18 protein-coding genes are annotated in these 19,275 nt (G+C 66.9%); 13 read left to right on the top strand and 5 right to left on the bottom strand.

Annotated features, from left to right (window positions below):
* The 3 genes from secF to ABZX86_RS05720 all read left to right on the top strand — a co-directional run bounded on the left by secF (position 1) and on the right by ABZX86_RS05720 (position 3,596).
* Positions 1–1,224, top strand: coding sequence for a protein translocase subunit SecF (secF, locus tag ABZX86_RS05730; RefSeq protein ID WP_355120404.1), 1,224 nt, complete (start codon positions 1–3; stop codon positions 1,222–1,224).
* A gap of 110 nt (positions 1,225–1,334) precedes the next feature.
* Complete coding sequence (locus ABZX86_RS05725) at positions 1,335–2,987, top strand: ABC transporter substrate-binding protein (protein WP_355121277.1); 1,653 nt, start codon at positions 1,335–1,337, stop codon at positions 2,985–2,987.
* A 36-nt stretch (positions 2,988–3,023) separates the two neighbouring features.
* Positions 3,024–3,596, top strand: coding sequence for an adenine phosphoribosyltransferase (locus ABZX86_RS05720; RefSeq protein ID WP_355120402.1), 573 nt, complete (start codon positions 3,024–3,026; stop codon positions 3,594–3,596).
* 22 nt (positions 3,597–3,618) lie between these two features.
* Here the strand turns inward: ABZX86_RS05720 and ABZX86_RS05715 are convergent, their stop codons facing one another.
* The gene (locus tag ABZX86_RS05715) at positions 3,619–3,900 is read right to left on the bottom strand and encodes a hypothetical protein (protein WP_355120400.1); all 282 of its coding nucleotides are present in this window, start codon (positions 3,898–3,900) and stop codon (positions 3,619–3,621) included.
* A gap of 187 nt (positions 3,901–4,087) precedes the next feature.
* Here ABZX86_RS05715 and ABZX86_RS05710 point away from each other — a divergent pair, with 187 nt between their 5' ends.
* Entirely contained in the window at positions 4,088–5,278 is a 1,191-nt protein-coding gene (locus tag ABZX86_RS05710) for a helix-turn-helix domain-containing protein (protein WP_355120398.1), read from the top strand.
* Here the strand turns inward: ABZX86_RS05710 and ABZX86_RS05705 are convergent.
* Positions 5,275–5,562 (bottom strand): hypothetical protein, encoded by a 288-nt coding sequence (locus ABZX86_RS05705; RefSeq protein WP_327145595.1) that lies wholly within the window; start codon positions 5,560–5,562, stop codon positions 5,275–5,277. The genes ABZX86_RS05710 and ABZX86_RS05705 overlap by 4 nt on opposite strands.
* Before the next feature lie 150 nt (positions 5,563–5,712).
* Between ABZX86_RS05705 and ABZX86_RS05700 the strand changes: the two genes are divergently transcribed.
* The 6 genes from ABZX86_RS05700 to ABZX86_RS05675 all read left to right on the top strand — a co-directional run bounded on the left by ABZX86_RS05700 (position 5,713) and on the right by ABZX86_RS05675 (position 14,984).
* The gene (locus tag ABZX86_RS05700; RefSeq protein ID WP_355120396.1) at positions 5,713–7,695 is read left to right on the top strand and encodes a peptidoglycan DD-metalloendopeptidase family protein; all 1,983 of its coding nucleotides are present in this window, start codon (positions 5,713–5,715) and stop codon (positions 7,693–7,695) included.
* A 45-nt stretch (positions 7,696–7,740) separates the two neighbouring features.
* Positions 7,741–8,262, top strand: coding sequence for an SRPBCC family protein (locus tag ABZX86_RS05695; protein WP_355120394.1), 522 nt, complete (start codon positions 7,741–7,743; stop codon positions 8,260–8,262).
* 183 nt (positions 8,263–8,445) lie between these two features.
* Positions 8,446–10,041, top strand: a complete 1,596-nt coding sequence (locus ABZX86_RS05690; RefSeq protein ID WP_355120393.1) for an ABC-F family ATP-binding cassette domain-containing protein — start codon at positions 8,446–8,448, stop codon at positions 10,039–10,041.
* 207 nt (positions 10,042–10,248) lie between these two features.
* On the top strand, positions 10,249–12,609 hold the full coding sequence (locus tag ABZX86_RS05685; protein ID WP_327145599.1) for a RelA/SpoT family protein: 2,361 nt from the start codon (positions 10,249–10,251) through the stop codon (positions 12,607–12,609).
* Positions 12,610–12,714: 105 nt separating this feature from the next.
* Positions 12,715–13,506 (top strand): GNAT family N-acetyltransferase, encoded by a 792-nt coding sequence (locus ABZX86_RS05680; protein ID WP_355120391.1) that lies wholly within the window; start codon positions 12,715–12,717, stop codon positions 13,504–13,506.
* A 152-nt stretch (positions 13,507–13,658) separates the two neighbouring features.
* Positions 13,659–14,984: a serine/threonine-protein kinase gene (locus ABZX86_RS05675; protein WP_355120389.1), complete on the top strand. Its 1,326-nt coding sequence runs from the start codon at positions 13,659–13,661 to the stop codon at positions 14,982–14,984.
* Here the strand turns inward: ABZX86_RS05675 and ABZX86_RS05670 are convergent.
* Positions 14,981–15,469: a helix-turn-helix domain-containing protein gene (locus ABZX86_RS05670; RefSeq protein WP_355120388.1), complete on the bottom strand. Its 489-nt coding sequence runs from the start codon at positions 15,467–15,469 to the stop codon at positions 14,981–14,983. The two genes, ABZX86_RS05675 and ABZX86_RS05670, sit on opposite strands and share 4 nt — an antisense overlap.
* Before the next feature lie 44 nt (positions 15,470–15,513).
* On the opposite strand from ABZX86_RS05670, the gene ABZX86_RS05665 reads away from it, so the two are divergent.
* Positions 15,514–15,942 (top strand): nuclear transport factor 2 family protein, encoded by a 429-nt coding sequence (locus ABZX86_RS05665; protein ID WP_355120386.1) that lies wholly within the window; start codon positions 15,514–15,516, stop codon positions 15,940–15,942.
* 89 nt (positions 15,943–16,031) lie between these two features.
* Entirely contained in the window at positions 16,032–16,343 is a 312-nt protein-coding gene (locus ABZX86_RS05660; RefSeq protein WP_355120384.1) for a pyrimidine/purine nucleoside phosphorylase, read from the top strand.
* 69 nt (positions 16,344–16,412) lie between these two features.
* On the opposite strand, the gene ABZX86_RS05655 is transcribed toward ABZX86_RS05660, so the two are convergent.
* Positions 16,413–17,321: a dienelactone hydrolase family protein gene (locus ABZX86_RS05655; RefSeq protein WP_355120382.1), complete on the bottom strand. Its 909-nt coding sequence runs from the start codon at positions 17,319–17,321 to the stop codon at positions 16,413–16,415.
* 91 nt (positions 17,322–17,412) lie between these two features.
* Here ABZX86_RS05655 and ABZX86_RS05650 point away from each other — a divergent pair, with 91 nt between their 5' ends.
* Entirely contained in the window at positions 17,413–18,390 is a 978-nt protein-coding gene (locus ABZX86_RS05650; RefSeq protein WP_355120380.1) for a zinc-binding dehydrogenase, read from the top strand.
* A gap of 111 nt (positions 18,391–18,501) precedes the next feature.
* On the opposite strand, the gene ABZX86_RS05645 is transcribed toward ABZX86_RS05650, so the two are convergent.
* Positions 18,502–19,263, bottom strand: a complete 762-nt coding sequence (locus ABZX86_RS05645) for a 3-hydroxyacyl-CoA dehydrogenase (protein ID WP_355120378.1) — start codon at positions 19,261–19,263, stop codon at positions 18,502–18,504.
* Between the last annotated feature and the right edge of the window lie 12 nt (positions 19,264–19,275).

Genomic DNA, 19,275 nt, shown 5'->3' with positions numbered 1-19,275 from the left:
ATGCGCGATACCAGCTCCGTAATCGATACCGATTCCGAACTCGACTACGAGTCGGACAAGAGCACCAAGAAACACAGCCTGTTCGAACGGCTCTACACCGGCACCGGCGGATTCGAGATCGTCGGCCGGCGCAAGCTGTTCTACGGTGTGGCGGCGGTGCTACTGCTGATCGCCATCCTGAGCATCGCGATTCGCGGTTTCACCCTGGGCATCGACTTCGCCGGTGGTTCCCGGATCCAGCTGCCCGCGGACGGTGTCACCACCTCACAGGTGGAGAAGGTCTACAACCAGGCCCTCGGCCATGACGCCGTGACCGTCCAGAAGGTCGGTTCGGGTTCGGCGGCGACCATTCAGATCCGCTCCGACACGCTGTCCCGGGAGCAGACCGACACGCTGCAGAACGCGCTGTTCACCGCGTTCAAGCCGAAGGATTCCAACGGCCAGCCGAATATGAACGCCATCAGTACGGCGGAGATCAGTGAGACCTGGGGTGGCCAGGTCACCCACAAGGCCTTGCTGGCGCTGGGCGTCTTCGTATTGCTGACGATGATCTACATCGCGATTCGCTTCGAACGCGATATGTCGATCGCGGCCATCGGCTCGCTGTTCTTCAACCTCGTTGTGACAGCGGGCATCTACTCGCTCGTCGGTTTCGAGGTGACGCCCGCGGCGGTCATCGGCCTGCTGACGATTCTCGGTTATGTGCTCTACGACAATGTCGTCGTCTTCGACAAGGTCGAGGAGAACACCGACGGCGTGCTGAACCTGACCAAGCACACCTACGCGGAGAAGGCGAACCTCGCCGCCAACCAGACGCTCATGCGATCGATCAACACCACCGTCATCGGCATCCTGCCGATCATCGGCATGCTGGTGATCGCGGTCTGGCTGCTGGGCGTGGGCACGCTCAAGGATCTGGCGCTGGTGCAGCTGGTCGGCATGATCGTCGGTGCGTACTCGTCGATCTTCTTCGCGGTGCCGCTGCTGGTGACCATCAAGGAGCGCTTCGGCCCGGTGGCCGCGCACACCAAGAAGGTGCTCGCGCGCCGCAGCGGTGCGCTGACCGGACGGGCGACCGATGCGGCCGCGCAGCGCGCGGATGCGGCCAGCCGTCCCGTCACCGTCGGTGCCGGGCGGGAAGCCTCCGCATCGCGTCCGCGCGGTGGTGAGGGACCGCGACCTGGAACTCGGCCGAGCGGGAAACGAACCAAGAAGAGGCACTGACCATGCGCAGGGGGTTGCCGTCGGTGGTCAACAAGAGGGCCCGCCGCCGTAGTTATTTCGCGGCTCGCCGCGGTGCTGTGGTCGTGCTCGCGGGTGCTGTCGCCGCGGGCATGGTGACAGGCTGCGCCGGGAAGAATCAGGTCCCGTCCATCGGGTACGGCGTGGACACCGTGGTCGCCAGTTACAACGGCGGCAGCACGCTTGGCGCCGAAAGTGGTGCGGCGGCGGTGTTCTCGCGCGTCCTGACCGGGTTCTTCTATACCGGTCCGGACGGGCAGCCGGTGGCGGACACCGATACCGGTACCGCCAAGGAGGTCCCGGGCGATGCCCAGACCATCCAGTACCGGTTGAATCCGGACGGTAAGTACTCCGACGGCACGCCCACGTCCTGTGACGATCTGGTGATGGCGTGGGCCGCGCGCAGCGGCCGGTTCACCAAAGCCGGCCCGGGCGGCCCGATTCCGATGTTCGATGCCGCGAGTACCGCCGGGTACGCCGATATCGAGCGGGTGGACTGCACGCCCGGATCCAAGGACGCCACCGTGGTGTTCCGGCCGGGCCGGCACTATTCGGCCTGGAAGACGCTGTTCAATGCCTCCGAGCTGATGCCCGCGCATGTCGTGGCCACGGCGGTGCAGGCGCCGAATGTGGTGGCGCCCCTGCAATCGGGTGATCAGGCGACCGCCGAGCGCATTGCCGATTTCTGGAACAACGGCTGGAAGCTCACCCCCGGCAAGCTGAACGTCACGGTGCTGCCGTCCTCCGGCCCGTACCGGATCGAATCCTTCGATGACAAGGACGGTCTGGTGCTGGTGAAGAACGAGCACTGGTGGGGTAATCCGGCCAAGACACCGCGCATTGTGGTGTGGGACAAGAACACCGATCTCAAGGCCAAGGTCTCGGCCAAGGCCGTCGGGGTGCTCGATGTGGGCACGGGCGCGCTCGGTGACGGCACTCCGAGCGGGTTCTCGGGCGAGAACTACCCCGGTCGCGGCGTGGAGCAGCTGGTGCTGAGCACCGGTGGCGTCTTCGGCAATGCCGCGGCGCGGCGCGCCTTCGCCCTGTGCGTACCGCGGCAGGCGCTGTTCGACAAGCTCGGCCACCCGGGTTTCAAGGTGGATTCGGGCCTCGGCTCCGGTCCGCTGAATTCCCGTACCGTGCCGCAGGATTCGCTGTACTACGGGGCGATCTCCGGTGCCGCCGACAAGTACAAGAACGCCGATGTCGCCGCGGCCACCCAGGCCGCGGGCGGGGCCGGACTGCAGAATCAGACCGTGCGCATCGGCTATCTGCGCCCGGACGATCGGCGCGCGCAGACCGTCGCCATGATCGCCGACTCCTGCAAGGGCGCGGGCATCACCGTGGTCGACGCCGGCACGCCGGACTTCTCGGCGCAGCAGCTCACCGACGGCAAGGTGGATGCGATTCTGGGTGGTGCGGCGGCCATGCCGGGGCCTTCCGGATCGCTGTCGGCCACCGACGCGATTGCGGCGTTGCACACAGGTCAGGGCCTGAATTTCAATAGGTACGGCAACGGTCGCTACGATGCCATCGCGGATCAGCTTGCGGCGGAGGACAACTCGACCACCGTGCTGAACCTGCTGAACGAGCAGGAAAACCTGCTGTGGAACGAGATGCCGTCGATTCCCCTGTTCGCCACCCCGCGCACCATCGCGTTCGGTGACGGCATGCGGAACGGCGTCGCCAGCCCCACCAAGGCTGGTGCGGGCTGGAATATGGATCGCTGGGTGCTGGAGCGGTAAAGACCGCGGTGGCGTGGTGAAGAGGAGCGGGTGTAGATGAGCAAGCATGGAATGGTGGACACCGACGAGACCGTCGGTGAGCGCACTGCCCGAGCGGCCGAAGCCGTACAGCGGCTGACCCGCTGGCACGACGACTTCCCGACTCCCGGAGTGCGTTTCGCCGACCTGACGCCGGTATTCGCCGATGCCGAGGGCTTCCGCACGGTGCTCGACTGCTTCGCCGCCTGCGCACCGGACGCGGATCTGGTGGCGGGCATCGACGCGCGCGGCTTCCTGCTGGGCGCGGGTGTCGCCGCGGTGCTGGGCACGGGCGTGGTGGCGGTGCGCAAGGCGGGCAAGCTGCCGCCGCCGGTCATCAGCCGGGAGTACACGCTCGAATACGGTTCGGCCGCACTGGAAATCCCGGCCGACGGCATCGAGTTGAAGGGCCGCCGGGTGCTGCTGCTCGACGATGTCCTCGCCACCGGCGGCACGCTCGCCGCCGCGGCGGCGCTGTTCCAGGCGGCCGGTGCCGAGGTCATCGCCACGGCCGTGGTGCTGGAACTGGGCTTCCTCGGCGGCCGATCGAAGCAGGGCGACTACCCGCTGACCTCGATCGTCAAGCTCTGATCCGCGCCCGCGCCGTCGCCGGTCAGGCGACGATGCGGGCGATGATCCCGGTGACGACCAGCCAGAAGAGCGCGGCGAGACCGTAGTTCACGGCAATGTCCAGATGGGGCGTTCCGGTGTGGAACAGGCCGGGGAAGAACAGGGCGAGTGGTTCGGCCACCGACTTGATGAAGGTGAAGAACCGGTTGGTCTGATCCGCGCCGAAGTCCAGCAGCAGAATATAGACGACCAGGATGATGGCGAAGAGAGCGCCGAGGCCGCCGATCAATCGGGCGGCGGCGCTCTCGCGGTAAGTGTCGTACATATAGGGCATGGAGCGGTAATGCCCTGTCTGCGTTGCTCGAAACGGTACGGGCGAACCGGTCGGTCGCGGAAAACTATGCGGGCGTGCAGTTTGTTCGGATGACAGGATGTGAGCAGCCTGCTATCCGGATTGCCCTGCTGTGTCCGTTTGCCGTGCAGGCGGATTCGTTCGCGCTCACAATATCGAGATGAGTACTGCACCGGGGGAGTCGGCAGCACCGTTCACAGAATTCCTGACCGCCCACCTGCCAGAGGTGGCGCGGGAGATGATGACCGCCGTGGTGCGGGCGGTGCCCGACTATGAGCAGCTGCCCACCGAGCGGGTCGAACAGGACCTGATCCGGCGCTCCGAGGACAATCTGCGCCTGTTCGTGCGCCTGCTGAGCGAGGAGCGGGAACCGGGCGCGGCCGACCTCGACGAGATGATCGAGGCGGCGGTACGCCGTGCGCGCGAGGGCATTCCGCTCGATGCGGTGCTGGCGGTGTACCACCGGGGCGCGGTGGCGGCCTGGAATTTCATGGCGGCCGGGGCGCGCACACCGGAGCAGCGGGATGCGCTGATCGCTGCCGTGCCGCAGCTGCTCGGCTATCTGGGCGCGGTGGTGCCCGGCGTCGCCGCGTCCTATCTGCGCGAGCGCCAGGATCTGCACTGGGAGCAGCGGGAGGTGAAACGCGCACTGGCGCAGGCGCTCCTGCAGGGCAAGCCCGCGGAACTGCTGGCCGAGCGCTTCGGTATCACGCTCGGCCGCTATCACGTACTCGCGCTGCGCACCTCCGAAGGTCCCGCCACGGACGGAATCCGGCCCGCCATGCGGGTCATTCACGGCGAGATCGACGCGCTGTCCCCGCAAGCCCTGACGGTGCTGGATCGGTCCGGCGGCTGGGCGCTGGTGCCCGCGACCGAACCGGGTGCGCGCCTGGATGCCGCGATCGCGGGTATCGCCGCCGCCGCGGGTGTGCGGGTGATCGCCGGAACAGCCACCGCCGCACTGGTTTCCGATATTCCAGCCCGTGCCGAGGAGGCCGGTGAGATCGCACGCCTGGCCATCGGATTGGGCCGGCCGACCGGTGTGTATCGCATGGCGGATCTGGCGCTGCAGTACCAGTTCGCGCGGCCGGGTCCGGCCCGCGCCTGGCTACTCGGCCTGCTCGATCCTCTGACCGCGCACCCGCATCTCATGCAGGCCCTGCGCGCCTATCTCACGCACGACCACAATCGGGTCGCGGCCGCGGAGTCCCTGGTGGTGCACCGTAATACGCTGAACTACCGATTGAACCGCATTGCCACCCTGACCGGCTACGACCCGGGCCGGTCCGAGCACGCGCCGCTGTTCGCCGCGGCGCTCACCGCCTTCGACCTCGCCGCCGCCGACCTCTAGCGGGCCACCATGCGGGCGATGAAACCGGTGACAACGAGCCAGAAGATAGCCGCCAGACCATAATTCAGGATGATGTCGATCGTGCCGTTGCCGGTGTGGAACAGTCCCGGGAAGAACAGTGCCAGCGGCTCGGCCCATGACTTGATGAAGACGAAGAACCGATTTGCCTGATCGGCCCCCAGTACCAGCAGCAAGATATACACGCCCTCGATGAGGGCGAACAGTGCTCCGACCCCGCCGATGATTCGGGCGGCGGTGGCCTCATTGCGCGTGACGTACGGCATTGGGGAGGAATGCCCGATGTGTGCCGCTCGAAACGGCGTCAGCGCGTGTCGAAACAGTGTCGTGCTCCGGCTGTGTTTGCTCCACGAAAGCGTGTGTACGCCATGGCATGATGTTTCCGTGACCTCTGCGGCGGCCGTGAGTATTCCAGGGTGAAGGCCAAGGCCCTCATCGTCGGCGCCGTCGGCCTCGCCGGGATGGTTCTGCTGCTGCTCCTGGTCATTATTCTGCCCTCGAGCGAAGAGACCTGCGGCGCGGGCACACCGGTGGTCCCTTCGACCACGCAGGCGCTCACCGAACCCAATTGCCCGGCCACCGGAGCGGCCGCCGAGGCCGGTTTGCAGGACGGCGCGCTGCGCGCACTGCGCTGTGTGGTCGCACGTTTCGGCATGATGGATATGCGCGGGGTGGTGGCCGATGACGCCTATCCGGACCATCGGGAAGGCCGGGCCGTCGAATTCATCGTCGGCAACGATCAGGCCAAGGGTGATGCCATTGTCGCCTTCCTGCAGCAGAGCGCGGCCAACTTCCACATCGACTACGTGATGTGGAAGCAGCGCAGCTGGACTCCCGATGCGGCCAACGGCACCCAGTGGACGCCCATGGAGGATCGCGGCGATCCGGTGCGCAATCACATGGATCGGGTTCAGGTGACCATCAAATCCGTCGTCGCCACCTCGACGGTCAGTGCGCCGCCGGAGGTTTCGCTGGCCTCGATGCCGGGCGCGGTCAATGAGGCGGGCAAGCTGACCGGTGTGGGGCGGCGCCAATACCCCATGGCGGCAGGCACTTTCACCATCTCCGATGTCTTCGGCGCGCGCGGCGGCACCCATATGGGCGTCGATATGGCCGGGGCGGCCGGCACCCCGATCTACGCCGCCTCCGATGGTTTGGTCGTCGCGTCCGGTCCGGCTTCGGGTTTCGGTGACTGGGTGGTCATCGACTCGATCGACGAGAGCGGTAAGCGCTACTCCACGGTGTACGGGCATATGTACGAGTCCGGTATCCACGTCCACACCGGCGATATCGTCACCATGGGCCAGCACATCGCCGATGTCGGCTCGAATGGTGAATCCACCGGCCCCCATCTGCATTTCGAGGTGGTGCCCGGCGGTCGGCTGACCGGTGGCAAACAGGTCGACCCCATGCCGTGGCTGGCCGGTTCGGCACTGCCCACCGCCGGTACGACACCCACCTGTGAGAACGGATTCGGTACTGCCGGTGGCAATCTCGCTCCCGGTAAGGTCCCGCCCGAGCTCGAGATCTGGTATCGGCGTGCCGGATCGCTGTGCCCGCAGATCAGCGCCTCACTGCTGGCCGCGCAGGGTCAGCAGGAATCCGGCTTCCACCGCGGGCTCACCTCGCCCGCCGGCGCGGAAGGCTTGGCGCAGTTCCTGCCGGGTACGGCGGCCTCGCTGGCCCCCGACGGACAGCCGTATGTGATCGACGCCGACGGGAACGGCACCGCCAGCCTCTGGGACGACGGTGACGCCATCATCGGCCAGGGCCGCTATATGTGCGCCCTCGCGCAGAAGATTCAGGGCTGGGAGAACGAGGGCAAGGTGACCGGCGATGTGGCCGCCCTGTCCCTCGCCGCCTACAACGCGGGCGAAGGCGCGGTGCTGGCCTCGGGCGGCATGCCCAATCAGGTGGCCGCGCACTTCACCGAAACCCGTCCCTACGTGACGAATATCCTTGCGGCCGAAGCGAATTTCCGCAGTATGGGTAGCGAGGGCCGATTCCAGCCCAATTCCTCCGCGGCCCTCGGCCCGCAGGTCGTCTCCGCCGGTGAGCAATGGCTGGGTACCCGGTACGTTTTCGGCGGCGGCGGCACCCAGGGCCCGTCCAACGGCGGTTTCGACGAGCCCGGTTTCACCGCGGCCTCGGTCTTCGCCGCGAGCGGCGGCGCCATCACCCTGCCCGGCACCGCCGAACAGCAGTGGGAGCAGGGCGTAGAGATCCCGCTGATCAAGGCGCAGGCCGGTGACCTGGTCTTCGGCAATTTCGGAATCCGCGGCCCCGCCACCGTCGGTGTCTACACCGGCGACGGCCGCATGCTGCACGCCGAACCCGGCGGTGTGGTCGCCGAAGTGCCGTTGCAGAACGGCATGAAGGCCCGCCGCGTCGGGCAGTGAGGCCGTGGGACGTCCTGCGGCCGTCGTATGAATATGGGGGATCTGATGATTTGCAATGTCCACCTGCGCACCCTGCCGGTGCCCGCCGACGTCGCGGGCGCACTGCTCGACCGCGTGGCCGAACCCGGAAACCCCGTCTGGCCGGCCCCGGACTGGCCGGCGCTGGTGCTGGATCGTCCGCTGGCAGACGGTGCGGACGGCGGCCACGGCCGTAACCGATACACCTGCACCAACTACCAACCCGGTCGGCGGGTGGAATTCACGTTCGGACCCGAATCGCCGTTCGTGGGCACACACGCTTTCGACGTGCTGAAGAGCGGCTCGAATGCCTGCGTACTCCGGCATGCCGTCATCGCGACCCCGCGTGACCTGCGCGGCCGGTTGCAGTGGAGTCTGATCATTCGCTGGTCGCACGACGCGATGATCGAGGACCTGCTGGACCGCATGGCCGTTGCGGTCGGTCATCCGCCGGTGCGGCCCGCGCGCTGGTCCCCGTACGTTCGGCTGCTCCGCAGGGCGCTCGGCAGGTGGAAGCAGAATCAGGTGGAGAGTGCCCAAGCCCGGTGATCGCCGGCGCTGAGAGTCGGGTCACGAAATATGTACTTGCACGGCCTCGTTGACCTTGGATACGGTGGGAGCCGTTCCCAGCCCCGTCCGATCGGAGACATTGCGTTGATTTCCTGAAGGTAGCCGCCGCGTGGCCCGCAGTTCTTGCGCGCCGCATTTTCGCGATTACCGCTGGGAGTCCGTATGTCATATCCCGTTATTTCGCTGTCCGATCTGACCTTCGCGTGGCCGGATGGCACCCCTGTCTTCGACGGTCTCGACGCGCTGCTCGGACCCGGTCATATCGGCCTGGTCGGCAGCAATGGTGCTGGTAAATCCACTCTTTTCCGCCTGATCACCGGTGAGCTGCACCCCCAGCGGGGTTCGGTCACGGTGCCCGGACTGCTCGGCTATCTGCGGCAGGATCTCGGACTGGCCACCGGCCAGCGGGTGGATGAGGTGCTCGGTATCGCCGATATCCGGAAAGCCTTGCACCGCATCGAAACCGGAGCGGGACTCGAGACCGACTTCGACACCGTGGGTGCCGCATGGGATATCGAGGAGCGTGCGGTGGCGCTGCTGGGCAGGCTCGGATTGCACTATGTCGCAGGCGATATCGCGCATTTGGATCGGCGCTTGGACACACTCTCCGGTGGGGAGACGGTATTGCTCGGCCTCGTGGCCGAACTGCTGCGCGAACCCGACGTGCTGCTGCTGGACGAACCGACCAATAATCTCGATCAGCGGGCGCGCGAGCGGCTCTACGAGGTGGTCGGCCAGTTCTCCGGCACCGTGCTCACCGTCAGCCATGATCGCGAACTGCTGGAGCGCGTCGACTCCGTGGCCGAGCTGCGGCAGGGCGAAATCCGGGTGTTCGGCGGCAATTTCAGTGAGTACGAGCGCATGGTCGAGGCGGAGCAGGAAGCCGCGCGCGCCGCGATTCGGGATGCTCGCGGTGATGTGCGCAAGCAGGCGCGCGAATTGACCGAGACCCGCATCAAGCTCGACCGCCGGCTGCGCTACGGCCAGAAGATGTTCGAGCAGAAGCGCGAACCCAAGATCGTCATGGGCAACCGCAAGCGCGAGGCCCAGGTCTCGGCCGGGAAACTGCGCAATACCCATATCGGCAAATTGGAGGAGGCGAAGGATCAGCTCACCGAAGCGCAGGAGAAATTGCGTGACGACCGGGAGATCCGCATCGAACTGCCTGGCACCCGGCTCTATCCGGGGCAGGACGTGATCGAGCTCGACGAGGTGGTGCTGGCCTGCGGCCCGACCGTGACGCTGAAGGTCACCGGCCCGGAGCGCATTGCCCTCACCGGCCGCAATGGTGTCGGCAAAACGACTCTGCTGCAACGTATCTGCGCGGAATCGCCGAGGGTGCCGTGGCGGTTGCTACCGCAGCGCCTCGATGTCTTCGATGAGGAACTGTCGGTGTTCGAGAATGTCGCCGCCACCGCACCGCACGCCTCGGTGGAACAGATTCGCGCCCAGCTGGCCCGCTTCCTGTTCCGCGGGTCCGATGCTGATATCCCCGCCGGCGCGCTGTCCGGCGGTGAGCGTCTGCGGGCGGCCCTGGCCATGATCCTGCTGGCCGAGCCCGCGCCGCGACTGCTGCTGCTCGATGAGCCGACCAATAATCTGGACCTGCCGAGCCTGCGCCACCTCGCCGAGGCGCTGGCGGCATTCCAGGGTGCGCTCATCGTGGTCAGTCACGATCCGCGCTTCCTCGCGGAGATCGGCGTGACGCGCCGCGTGGAGCTCTCCGCGGAGGGCCTGGCGGATGTCCAGGTCAGCTGAGGGATGCCGTTTCGAGATCGGAGCAATCCGGACGCAATGCCGCGTCGAAGACGGTGCGGGAGAGAGTAGGGTCGATCTCTCCGGCCAGGTCCGGGTGGGCGGCGTTCGGCGTTCCGGTCTCGAAACGTTTCCAGGACTAAAGTAGGTGGTCTGCGTGGTTGGACGGTCCGATACGGTGTTCCGATCGAGGCCGGGAGAGGTGGTGGCATGACACAGAATTTGGAGCAGGCGAACGCCGGGCAATCGGAGGAGAACGGCGCAGCCGCTGCTCCGCAGCCCGGCGCTCCCGTGCGTCCCGCCTCGGCCGCTGTCCCCACCTCCGCATCCCGTCGCGTCCGTGCCCGCCTAGCTCGCCGCATGACCGGGCAGCGTGGCATCGCTGCCGTCAAGCCGGTGCTCGAGCCTTTGGCCACCGTGCATCGCGAGCTGTACCCGAAGGCGAATCTCGCTCTGCTGCAACGGGCTTTCGACGTCGCCGACGAGAAGCATCAGCACCAGTTCCGCAAGTCCGGCGATCCGTACATCACGCATCCGCTGGCTGTCGCGAATATTCTGGCCGAGCTCGGTATGGACACCACCACGCTGGTGGCGGCGCTGCTGCACGATACGGTCGAGGACACCGGCTACGCGCTGGAGGATCTGACCGAGGAGTTCGGCACCGAGGTCGCGCACCTGGTCGACGGTGTCACCAAGCTGGACAAGGTCAATCTGGGCGCTGCCGCCGAGGCCGAGACCATCCGCAAGATGATCATCGCCATGGCGCGGGACCCGCGCGTGCTGGTGATCAAGGTCGCCGACCGGCTGCACAATATGCGCACCATGCGCTTCCTGCCGCCGGAGAAGCAGGCCAAGAAGGCGCGCGAAACCCTCGAGGTGATCGCCCCGCTGGCGCACCGGCTCGGTATGGCCACGGTCAAATGGGAGCTGGAGGACCTCGCCTTCGCGATCCTGCACCCCAAGAAGTACGACGAGATCGTGCGCCTGGTCGCCGACCGCGCGCCCTCACGTGACACGTATCTGGCCAAGGTGCGGTCCGAGATCGTGAGCAGCCTGACCGGGAACGGCATCAATGCGATCGTCGAGGGTCGCCCCAAGCACTACTGGTCCATCTATCAGAAGATGATCGTCAAGGGTAAGGACTTCGACGACATCCATGACCTGGTGGGTATTCGCATCCTCTGTGATGAGGTGCGGGACTGCTATGCCGCTGTGGGCGTGGTGCATTCGCTGTGGCAGCCCATGGCCGGGCGCTTCAAGGACTACATCGCGCAACCGCGCTACGGCGTCTACCAGTCGTTGCACACCACCGTGGTCGGTCCGGACGGCAAGCCGCTGGAGGTGCAGATCCGCACCCAGGACATGCACCGCACGGCCGAGTTCGGCATTGCCGCGCACTGGCGGTACAAGGAGACCAAGGGCAAGCACTCCAGTGACTCGACCGAGGTCGACGATATGGCGTGGATGCGGCAGCTGCTGGACTGGCAGCGGGAGGCGGCGGATCCGGCCGAATTCCTGGAGTCGCTGCGCTTCGACCTGAAGTCGCCGGAGATATTCGTCTTCACCCCCAAGGGTGAGGTCATCACGCTTCCGCAGAAGTCCACCCCGGTGGACTTCGCCTATGCCGTGCACACCGAGGTCGGCCACCGCTGCATCGGTGCGCGCGTCAACGGGCGGCTGGTCGCGCTGGAACGGCAGCTGGAGAACGGTGAGGTCATCGAGATCTTCACCTCGAAGGCGCAGAATGCCGGACCCTCCCGCGACTGGGCGAACTTCGTCGTGTCCCCGCGCGCCAAGGCCAAGATCCGGCAGTGGTTCGCCAAGGAGCGCCGCGAGGAGGCCCTCGAGGCGGGTAAGGACCAGATCTCCAAGGAGGTCCGCCGGTCCGGGCTGCCGCTGCAGCGGCTCATGAGCGCCAATGCCATGACCTCGCTCGCGGCCGAGCTGCACTACACCGATATCTCGGCCCTCTACACCGCGGTCGGTGAGAACCAGGTGTCGGCGCATCACGTCGTGCAGCGGCTCATGGCGCAGCTCGGCGGGGTCAGCGATGTCGAGAACGAGCTCGCCGAACGTTCCACCCCCTCCACGGTGCCGTCGCGGCAGCGGCTCACCGGCGATGCGGGTGTGGAGATTCCGGGCGCGCCCGGCACCGTGTCCAAGCTCGCCAAGTGCTGCACCCCGGTGCCCGGCGACGAGATCATGGGCTTCGTGACCCGCGGCGGCGCGGTCAGCGTGCACCGCACCGATTGCACCAACGCGGATTCCCTTCGTGCGCAACCGGAACGGATCATCGACGTCAAATGGGCGCCGTCCCCGTCCTCGGTCTTCCTGGTAGCCATCCAGATCGAGGCCCTGGACCGCACCCGCCTGCTCTCGGACGTCACCAAGGTCCTGGCCGACGAGAAGGTCAATATCCTCTCCGCCGCAGTCACCACTTCCGGTGACCGCGTGGCCATTTCGAAGTTCACCTTCGAGATGGGCGACCCGAAACACCTCGGCCACCTCCTGAACGTGGTCCGAAACGTGGAAGGCGTCTACGACGTCTATCGGGTGACCTCGGCCGCCTGACCTGTTCTCACTGCGCGGCGTTCTCCCTACCGGAGGACGCCGCGCAGTTGTCTGCGCGGTCGAAAATCAGCTGCGTCCGCGATGGGTGCGCACTAGCGTGGCCCGGTGGCCGACATCGCATCGCTTCTTGCTGCCTACGACGACCAGCTGCGAGCAGCGGAGATCAGGAATCTGCCACCCGGCGCCCGGGTCGAGCGGGACGGGCCCGTCTATCGGGTGGCCGGACTCGCGCAGCGCGGTTTCATCAGCGGCCCAAGGGATCTCGGACTCTGCGGCCGGGCCCTGGACGCCGTGATCGCCCGGCAGCGGCGCTTCTTCGCAGCCCGAGGCGAGGCCGTCGAATGGAAGACCCGCGCCCACGACCTGCCCGGCGACATCCCACAGCGACTCCTGTCCGCAGGTTTCGTCGCCGAGGAGCGCGAGACTGTCCTGATAGGCGTCGCCTCCGACCTGCCCATCCTGGATGCCCCAGCCCCCGACGGCATCACCCTCCGGGAGGTCCACACCGATGCCGATCTGCACCGCCTCGCCGAATTGTCCTCGGAGATATGGCAAGAGGACCGCACCTGGCTGGCCACCGCCCTGATCGACCAACTGCGCAGTGATCCGGCCCGGACCGTCGTAGTGGTCGCGGAAGCCGCCGGCCGAATGGTCTCCGCAGCCCGCCTGGAAATCGAACCCGAAACCGAATTCGCAGGCCTCTGGGGCGGCGCCACCCTCCCCGCCTGGCGCCGCCGCGGCATCTACCGAGCCCTGGTAGCCCACCGCGCCCGCATCGCCACAGCCCGAGGCATCCGCTACCTCCACGTCGACGCCACCGAAAACAGCCGCCCCATCCTCCAACGCTGGGGCTTCACCGCCATCACCACCACAACCCCATACGTCTGGACCCCCTAGATCGCGCAGATTCTGCCGGAGTGCTTGCGGCGCTGTAGAAGTCGGTGGCAGCGGATCTGCTGCTGACAACGCCACAATCGGGTGAGCAGCCTACGATCATCGTGCACACCACGGCGAGGGGGTGTGGGTGATCGGGGGTCTCTATGGCTGGAATGTTCGAACCAGCCCATTCGGTATGTGGCCGATACCGCCTCGTCGAGGTGCTGGGCTCAGGCGGCTTCGGGCGGGTTTGGCGGGCGCACGATGAGGCGCTCAATGTCGAAGTGGCACTGAAGGAAGTGACCTTTGCCCGGATTCTGCCCGACCAGGAGCATCAGGAACTGCTGTTACGCGCGAAACACGAAGCGCGCAATGCGGCCCGCCTGCGCGATCATCCGAATATCGTCGGCGTCTACGACGTGGTGATCGAAAGCGGCATTCCGTGGACGGTCATGCAGATCGTCAACGGGCAGTCGTTGGAACAGCGGGTGCAATCGGCGGGACCGTTGACGGTCGAGGAGACCGCGTGGGTCGCCGAGGCCATGCTGAATGCGCTGGAGGCCGCGCACCATGCCGGCATCGTGCATCGGGATGTGAAGCCCTCGAATGTCATGCTGGCCGCGAACGGCAAGATCCTGTTGACCGACTTCGGTATTGCGGTGCACGAATCCGACACGCTGGTCACGAAGACGGGGGTGCTGATCGGTTCAATGGAGTATTTGGCGCCTGAGCGGACCGGCGAGCGGGTGACGGCACCGTCGAGTGATCTCTTCTCGCTCGGCGCGACACTGTACTACGCGGTGACCGGCACCTCGCTCTATCACCGGGACAATGTGACGGCCACGCTGAGCGCGCTGCTGTTCGAACCGGTTCCGGCTGTACCCGCGGCCGGTCGGCTCGAGCCGATGATCACCGCGCTGCTGGCGAAGGATCCCGCCCGGCGGCCGTCCGTTCGCGCCGCCCGGGACCTGCTCCACCGCAAGCCGGATCGAACACCTCGGGCCACCGTCGCCCTGGCGAGCGCTCCGCCGCGGATTCTGGAAACCGTTGCCGCCGAGCCTGATCAGGAGGTGGCGCCGATCGAATTGGATGCACCGCCGCGGTCGGCCGGGCGTCGGCGATGGGGTCGCATCTCGATCGGTATCGCCGCGGCGGTCGTGGTGGGCTGCCTCGCGACAGTGCTGCTCTACCGCAATAGTGTCTGGTTCTCCAGGTTCGCCGACGAATCACTGAATCTCACTGACGGTCTGACGATTTCACCGGGTCACTGCCTGCGGCAGACCGACAGCGCGAACCCGCCGCGCAAGGCGGTGCCCTGTGCCGCGGGTGAGGCGACCTGGAAGATTCTCGACGAACTCGTGCTCACCGGATCCGGTCCGAATGCCGACTCCGCGCCGGCGGCCGTCGACTTCGGCGACAGGTGCTACGGCAGGGACGGCATGTCCTTCAAGTACCGATCCGGTGGTGACCTGGAAGTCTGGTGTCTGCAGCGCCGTTAGAGCAGGCCGGCGATCAATGCGGTTCCCGGAGCGGTCCGACCGCCGGGACCGGGCCGGTAGTCCACGGTATCCGCGGTCAATTCGTGCCCGCATCGGCGGCAGGTCACCGTGGCTTCCGTGGTGTGATCGCAGTCGTGGTGGTGCATTAGCAGGGGCGGCCCGTCCGGCCCGGCCTCCCAGCGGTCGCCCCACGCCATCAGGGCCAGCAGGGCGGGGACGAGGTCTCGGCCTTTTTCGGTGAGCAGGTATTCGTAGCGGTCCGGATGTTGTTCGTAGCGGTGCTTTTCCAGGAGTCCGCATGCGGTCAGCCGTTGCAATCGGTCGCTCAGCACATTGGTGGCCACGCCGAGGTCGCGCTGGATTTCGTCGAACCGGTGCAGCCCCAGGGTGATGTCCCGTACTACTAGCAGTGCCCAGCCGTCACCGACGATCGCGGCTGATCGGGCGATCGAGCATGCGATGCGGCTGAAGTCCGTTCTTGCCATATCAGTCCCTTGCTAGAAGCAAGCCAGCAGGTTAACGTCATTATATGTATCACGCAATTGTGCGGGCCCTGGTTCGGAGAACGTGGCGGCGCGTCGGCGCGGGTGATTTCGATGCGGCGGTGGCGATGACTGCGCCGGATGTTCGGTTCCGGTTCCTCGGCGATACGCCGCTGGGTGCGGATGTGCGTGGGCGGCAGGCGTTTCGGGAGTGGTTCGACCGGTTCGAGCGGGAACTGCCCGGGGTCCGGCTGGAACTCGTGGACGTGGTCGCGAACGGGTGGCCCTGGCGTACCACCGTCGCGGCGCAATTGCGCGTCAGCGCCACGCTGGCCGACGGAACGCCGTACGGCAACACCGCGATCCAATGGCTCACCCTGCGGTGGGGTCGCCTGACCGACGACCTCGTGCTGGAGGACACCCTCGCCCTCGACGCGGCACTGCGCCGGCAGCAGGCGGTGTCGCGGGCGCTCTGAGCCGGTGACCGGTTGGGTATCGGCCTGGTCAGCACCCCTGCCGCGCTCTAGTAGGCTGACCTCTTCCACGCCACCTACCAGGAGAGTTCATGACCGCGTTCGAGAATGTCAGTGTCACGAAGAAGGCGAATGTCTACTTCGACGGCAAGTGCGTCAGCCACAACATTGTGTTGGCGGATGGCACCAGCAAGTCGGTCGGCGTCATTCTCCCGGCCACGCTGACGTTCACCACCGGCGCGCCGGAGATCATGGAGTTGCTGGAGGGTGAGTGCAAGGTGACGCTCGCCGGTGCGGAGGAGACCGTGGTCTACCGCGGCGGCGAGACGTTCTCGGTGCCGGGGGACAGCTCGTTCCAGATCGAGGTCATCGAGCCGGTGCATTACGTCTGCCACTTCGGCTGAGCTGCCTGCGCACAACGCCCGCGTGATCCGATCGGATCACGCGGGCGGTTTTGTGCCGGGATGTCTCGCTCAGATCAGGTAGCGGGCGTACCAGTCGGTCACGCGCTGCCAGGCTTCGGCGGCCGCGGCGGGGGCGTAGCGCGGTCCGGTGTCATTGAAGAAGGCGTGGTCGGCATTGGGCGCCACGAAGAAGTCGTGCTCGGCGCCGATCTTGTTCAAGGCCGCTTCCGCGGCGGGGCGGGAGGCGTCGACTCGGCTGTCGAGGGCGCCGTAGATGGCCAGGACCGCGGCTTTGGTGGCGATCTCGCCGCCATCGGGGAAGGGACCGTAGAACGGGGTGGCGGCCGCCAACTGCGGGGTGCCGGTGGTCAGGAGCAGCCAGGTGAGACCGCCGCCGAAGCAGAAACCGGTGGCGCCCAGCTTCTTTCCCGGTGTGCGCTGCGCGAGTTCGGCGACACCCGCCTGCAGATCGGCGATGAAGCGTTCCTGCGGAAGTTTGCCCAGGGCCGCGGTGGCCGCCGCCTCCTCGCTGAAGCTGGTGGTGCCGCCCTCCTCCGAGAGCAGGTCGACCGCCAGCGCGTTGTATCCGATTCCCGCGAAACGGCCTGCGATGGAACGAATGTGGTCGGTGAGCCCGCGGTTTTCGTGGATGACCAGCACTCCGCCGCGCGGTTGCGCCGCGGCCGCCCAGGCGGCCTGCAGGGTGCGGCCGTCCGGCCCGGGGAAGGTGATCGGGCTGGTCGGTAGTGCGGTGCTCGATCCGGGAGGTGTGGTCGGCACTGCTGCTGCCGACGTCGATGTGGTTGGGGGAGTGGGGGAATCGCCGGCCTTGTCGGCGCAGGCGGCCAGCAGCGTGACAGCGGCCGGTGCGCCCAGCCCGAGCATGCCCAGCCGGCGCAGCGCCTCACGGCGACTGAGCAGGCCCTCGACGTGGTCGGTGGCGATTTCCTCTGCGATATAGCGCTGCAGCGGCGTCATGCCGGACAGCCTAGGCCCAGAGCCGGGAATGCAGAACGGCTGCCGTCGTTATGCTTCCACGTTGCTGTTTTCAGGATGTGGAGGTCGCGGTATGCGCGGTGTGCGTTTCGATGAGTTCGGCGGGCCGGAGGTCTTGCGGCTGGTGGAGCTCGAGCTGCCGGAGCCGGGTGCGGGCGAGGTGACCATCGATGTCGCCTATGTCGGAGTGAATTTCGCGGACTTGCAGGCCAGGTCCATCGGCTATCGGGTGGCGGGCCTGCCGTTCGTGCCCGGGCTGGAGCTGTCCGGTCACGTGCGGGCCGTCGGCGCGGGGGTCGAGGGCCTGACCGCCGGTCAGCCGGTCGCCGCCATCACCGAGGGCGGCGCGTACGCGGAGGTGGCCGTCGCCAAGGCCGCGACCGTGTTCCCGGTGCCGGAGGGCGTTGATTTGCGCACTGCCGCCACTCTTCCCACGGTGCTGCCGACCGCCTATGCGCTCGTACACACGGTCGGCCGGTTGCAGCCGGGGGAGACCGTGCTGGTGCAGGCCGCCGCCGGCGGTGTCGGCACGGTGGCCGGGCAGGTGGCCAAGCTGGCCGGAGCCGGTGCGGTGTACGGCGTGGTTTCCAGTGCGGCCAAGGCGGATTACGCCCGCAAGCTCGGCTACGACGATGCGTTCCTGAGCGACACCTTCGACGACGAGGTCCGCGCCGCCACCGGCGGTCGCGGCGTCGATCTGGTGCTGGATCCGGTGGGCGGGCAGACCCTGCAGCGCGGGCTGGACGCACTGGCGCTGTTCGGCCGCCTGGTCTCGTTCGGCAATGCGGGCGGGGAACCCGCCTGGCAGGTCGGCTCGCCGCAGCTCTACCCGCGCGGTCGCTCCGTCGCCGGATTCTCGATCCTCAGCCTGACCGCGAACGAGCCGCAGGCGCTGCGCGAAATCGCTTCGCGCGCCTTCGAATTGGTCACCAGTGGTCAGGTGGATCTGCCGATCACCGCCGAATTCCCGCTCGGCGAGGTCGCCGAGGCCCATCGCCTGATGGAGAGCCGCACCTCGACGGGCAAGCTCATCCTCTCCCTCGGGGCCTGAGCCGCCGAAGCGGCAGTGCCGCAAGCATTCCTGACTGCAACTCGCCGAAACCGGCCGAGAGCGAACAACTCTCGGCCGGTTTCGGCTGTTGCCTTTGTCACAGGCGGCTCTTTAGCGCGGCGCCATGCGGATCGCGCCGTCGAGACGAATGGTCTCACCGTTCAGCATCGGGTTCTCCACGATGTGGCGCACCAGTGCGGCGTATTCGGCCGGGTCGCCCAGGCGCGCCGGATGCGGCACCTGCGCGCCGAGCGCGGCGATCATCGTTTCGGGCACATTGGCGAAAATGGGCGTGTGGAACAGGCCCGGCGCGATCGTCATGACGCGAATCTTGTACGACGCCAGATCGCGCGCGACCGGAAGCGTCAAGCCCACAATGCCGCCCTTGGAGGCTGCGTAGGCGGCTTGACCGATCTGGCCGTCGTACGCGGCCACCGAGGCGGTGTTCACGATGACGCCACGTTCGCCGTCGGCCTCCTCGGTCGCCGAGATGCGTTCGGCGGCCAGGCGGATGACGTTGAACGTACCGATCAGGTTGATGTTCACCACCTTCTTGAACGAGTCCAGCGGGAACGCGCCCTGCTTGCCGACCGTCTTGATGGCATTGCCGATTCCCGCGCAGTTCACGGCAATTCGCAGCGTACCGAGTGCCTCGGCGGCGTCCAGCGCGGCGGTGACATCCTCTTCGCTGGTCACGTCGCCGGGCGAGAACACCACGCGCTCACCGAGTTCCTCGGCCACAGCCTTGCCGTCGGACGAGGGCAGGTCGATGATCACGACCTTCACTCCGGCCGAGTGCAGTTCGCGCACAGTGGCCAGGCCGAGTCCGGACGCGCCGCCGGTAACGATCGCGGCGATGTCTGCTGTCTTCACAAAACCTCCAAA

This window comes from Nocardia sp. NPDC006630 (assembly GCF_040611495.1).
GTDB lineage: Bacteria > Actinomycetota > Actinomycetes > Mycobacteriales > Mycobacteriaceae > Nocardia.
The sequence above is the reverse complement of the archived record's forward strand: the minus strand, read 5'-3'. Positions and strand labels throughout refer to the sequence as shown.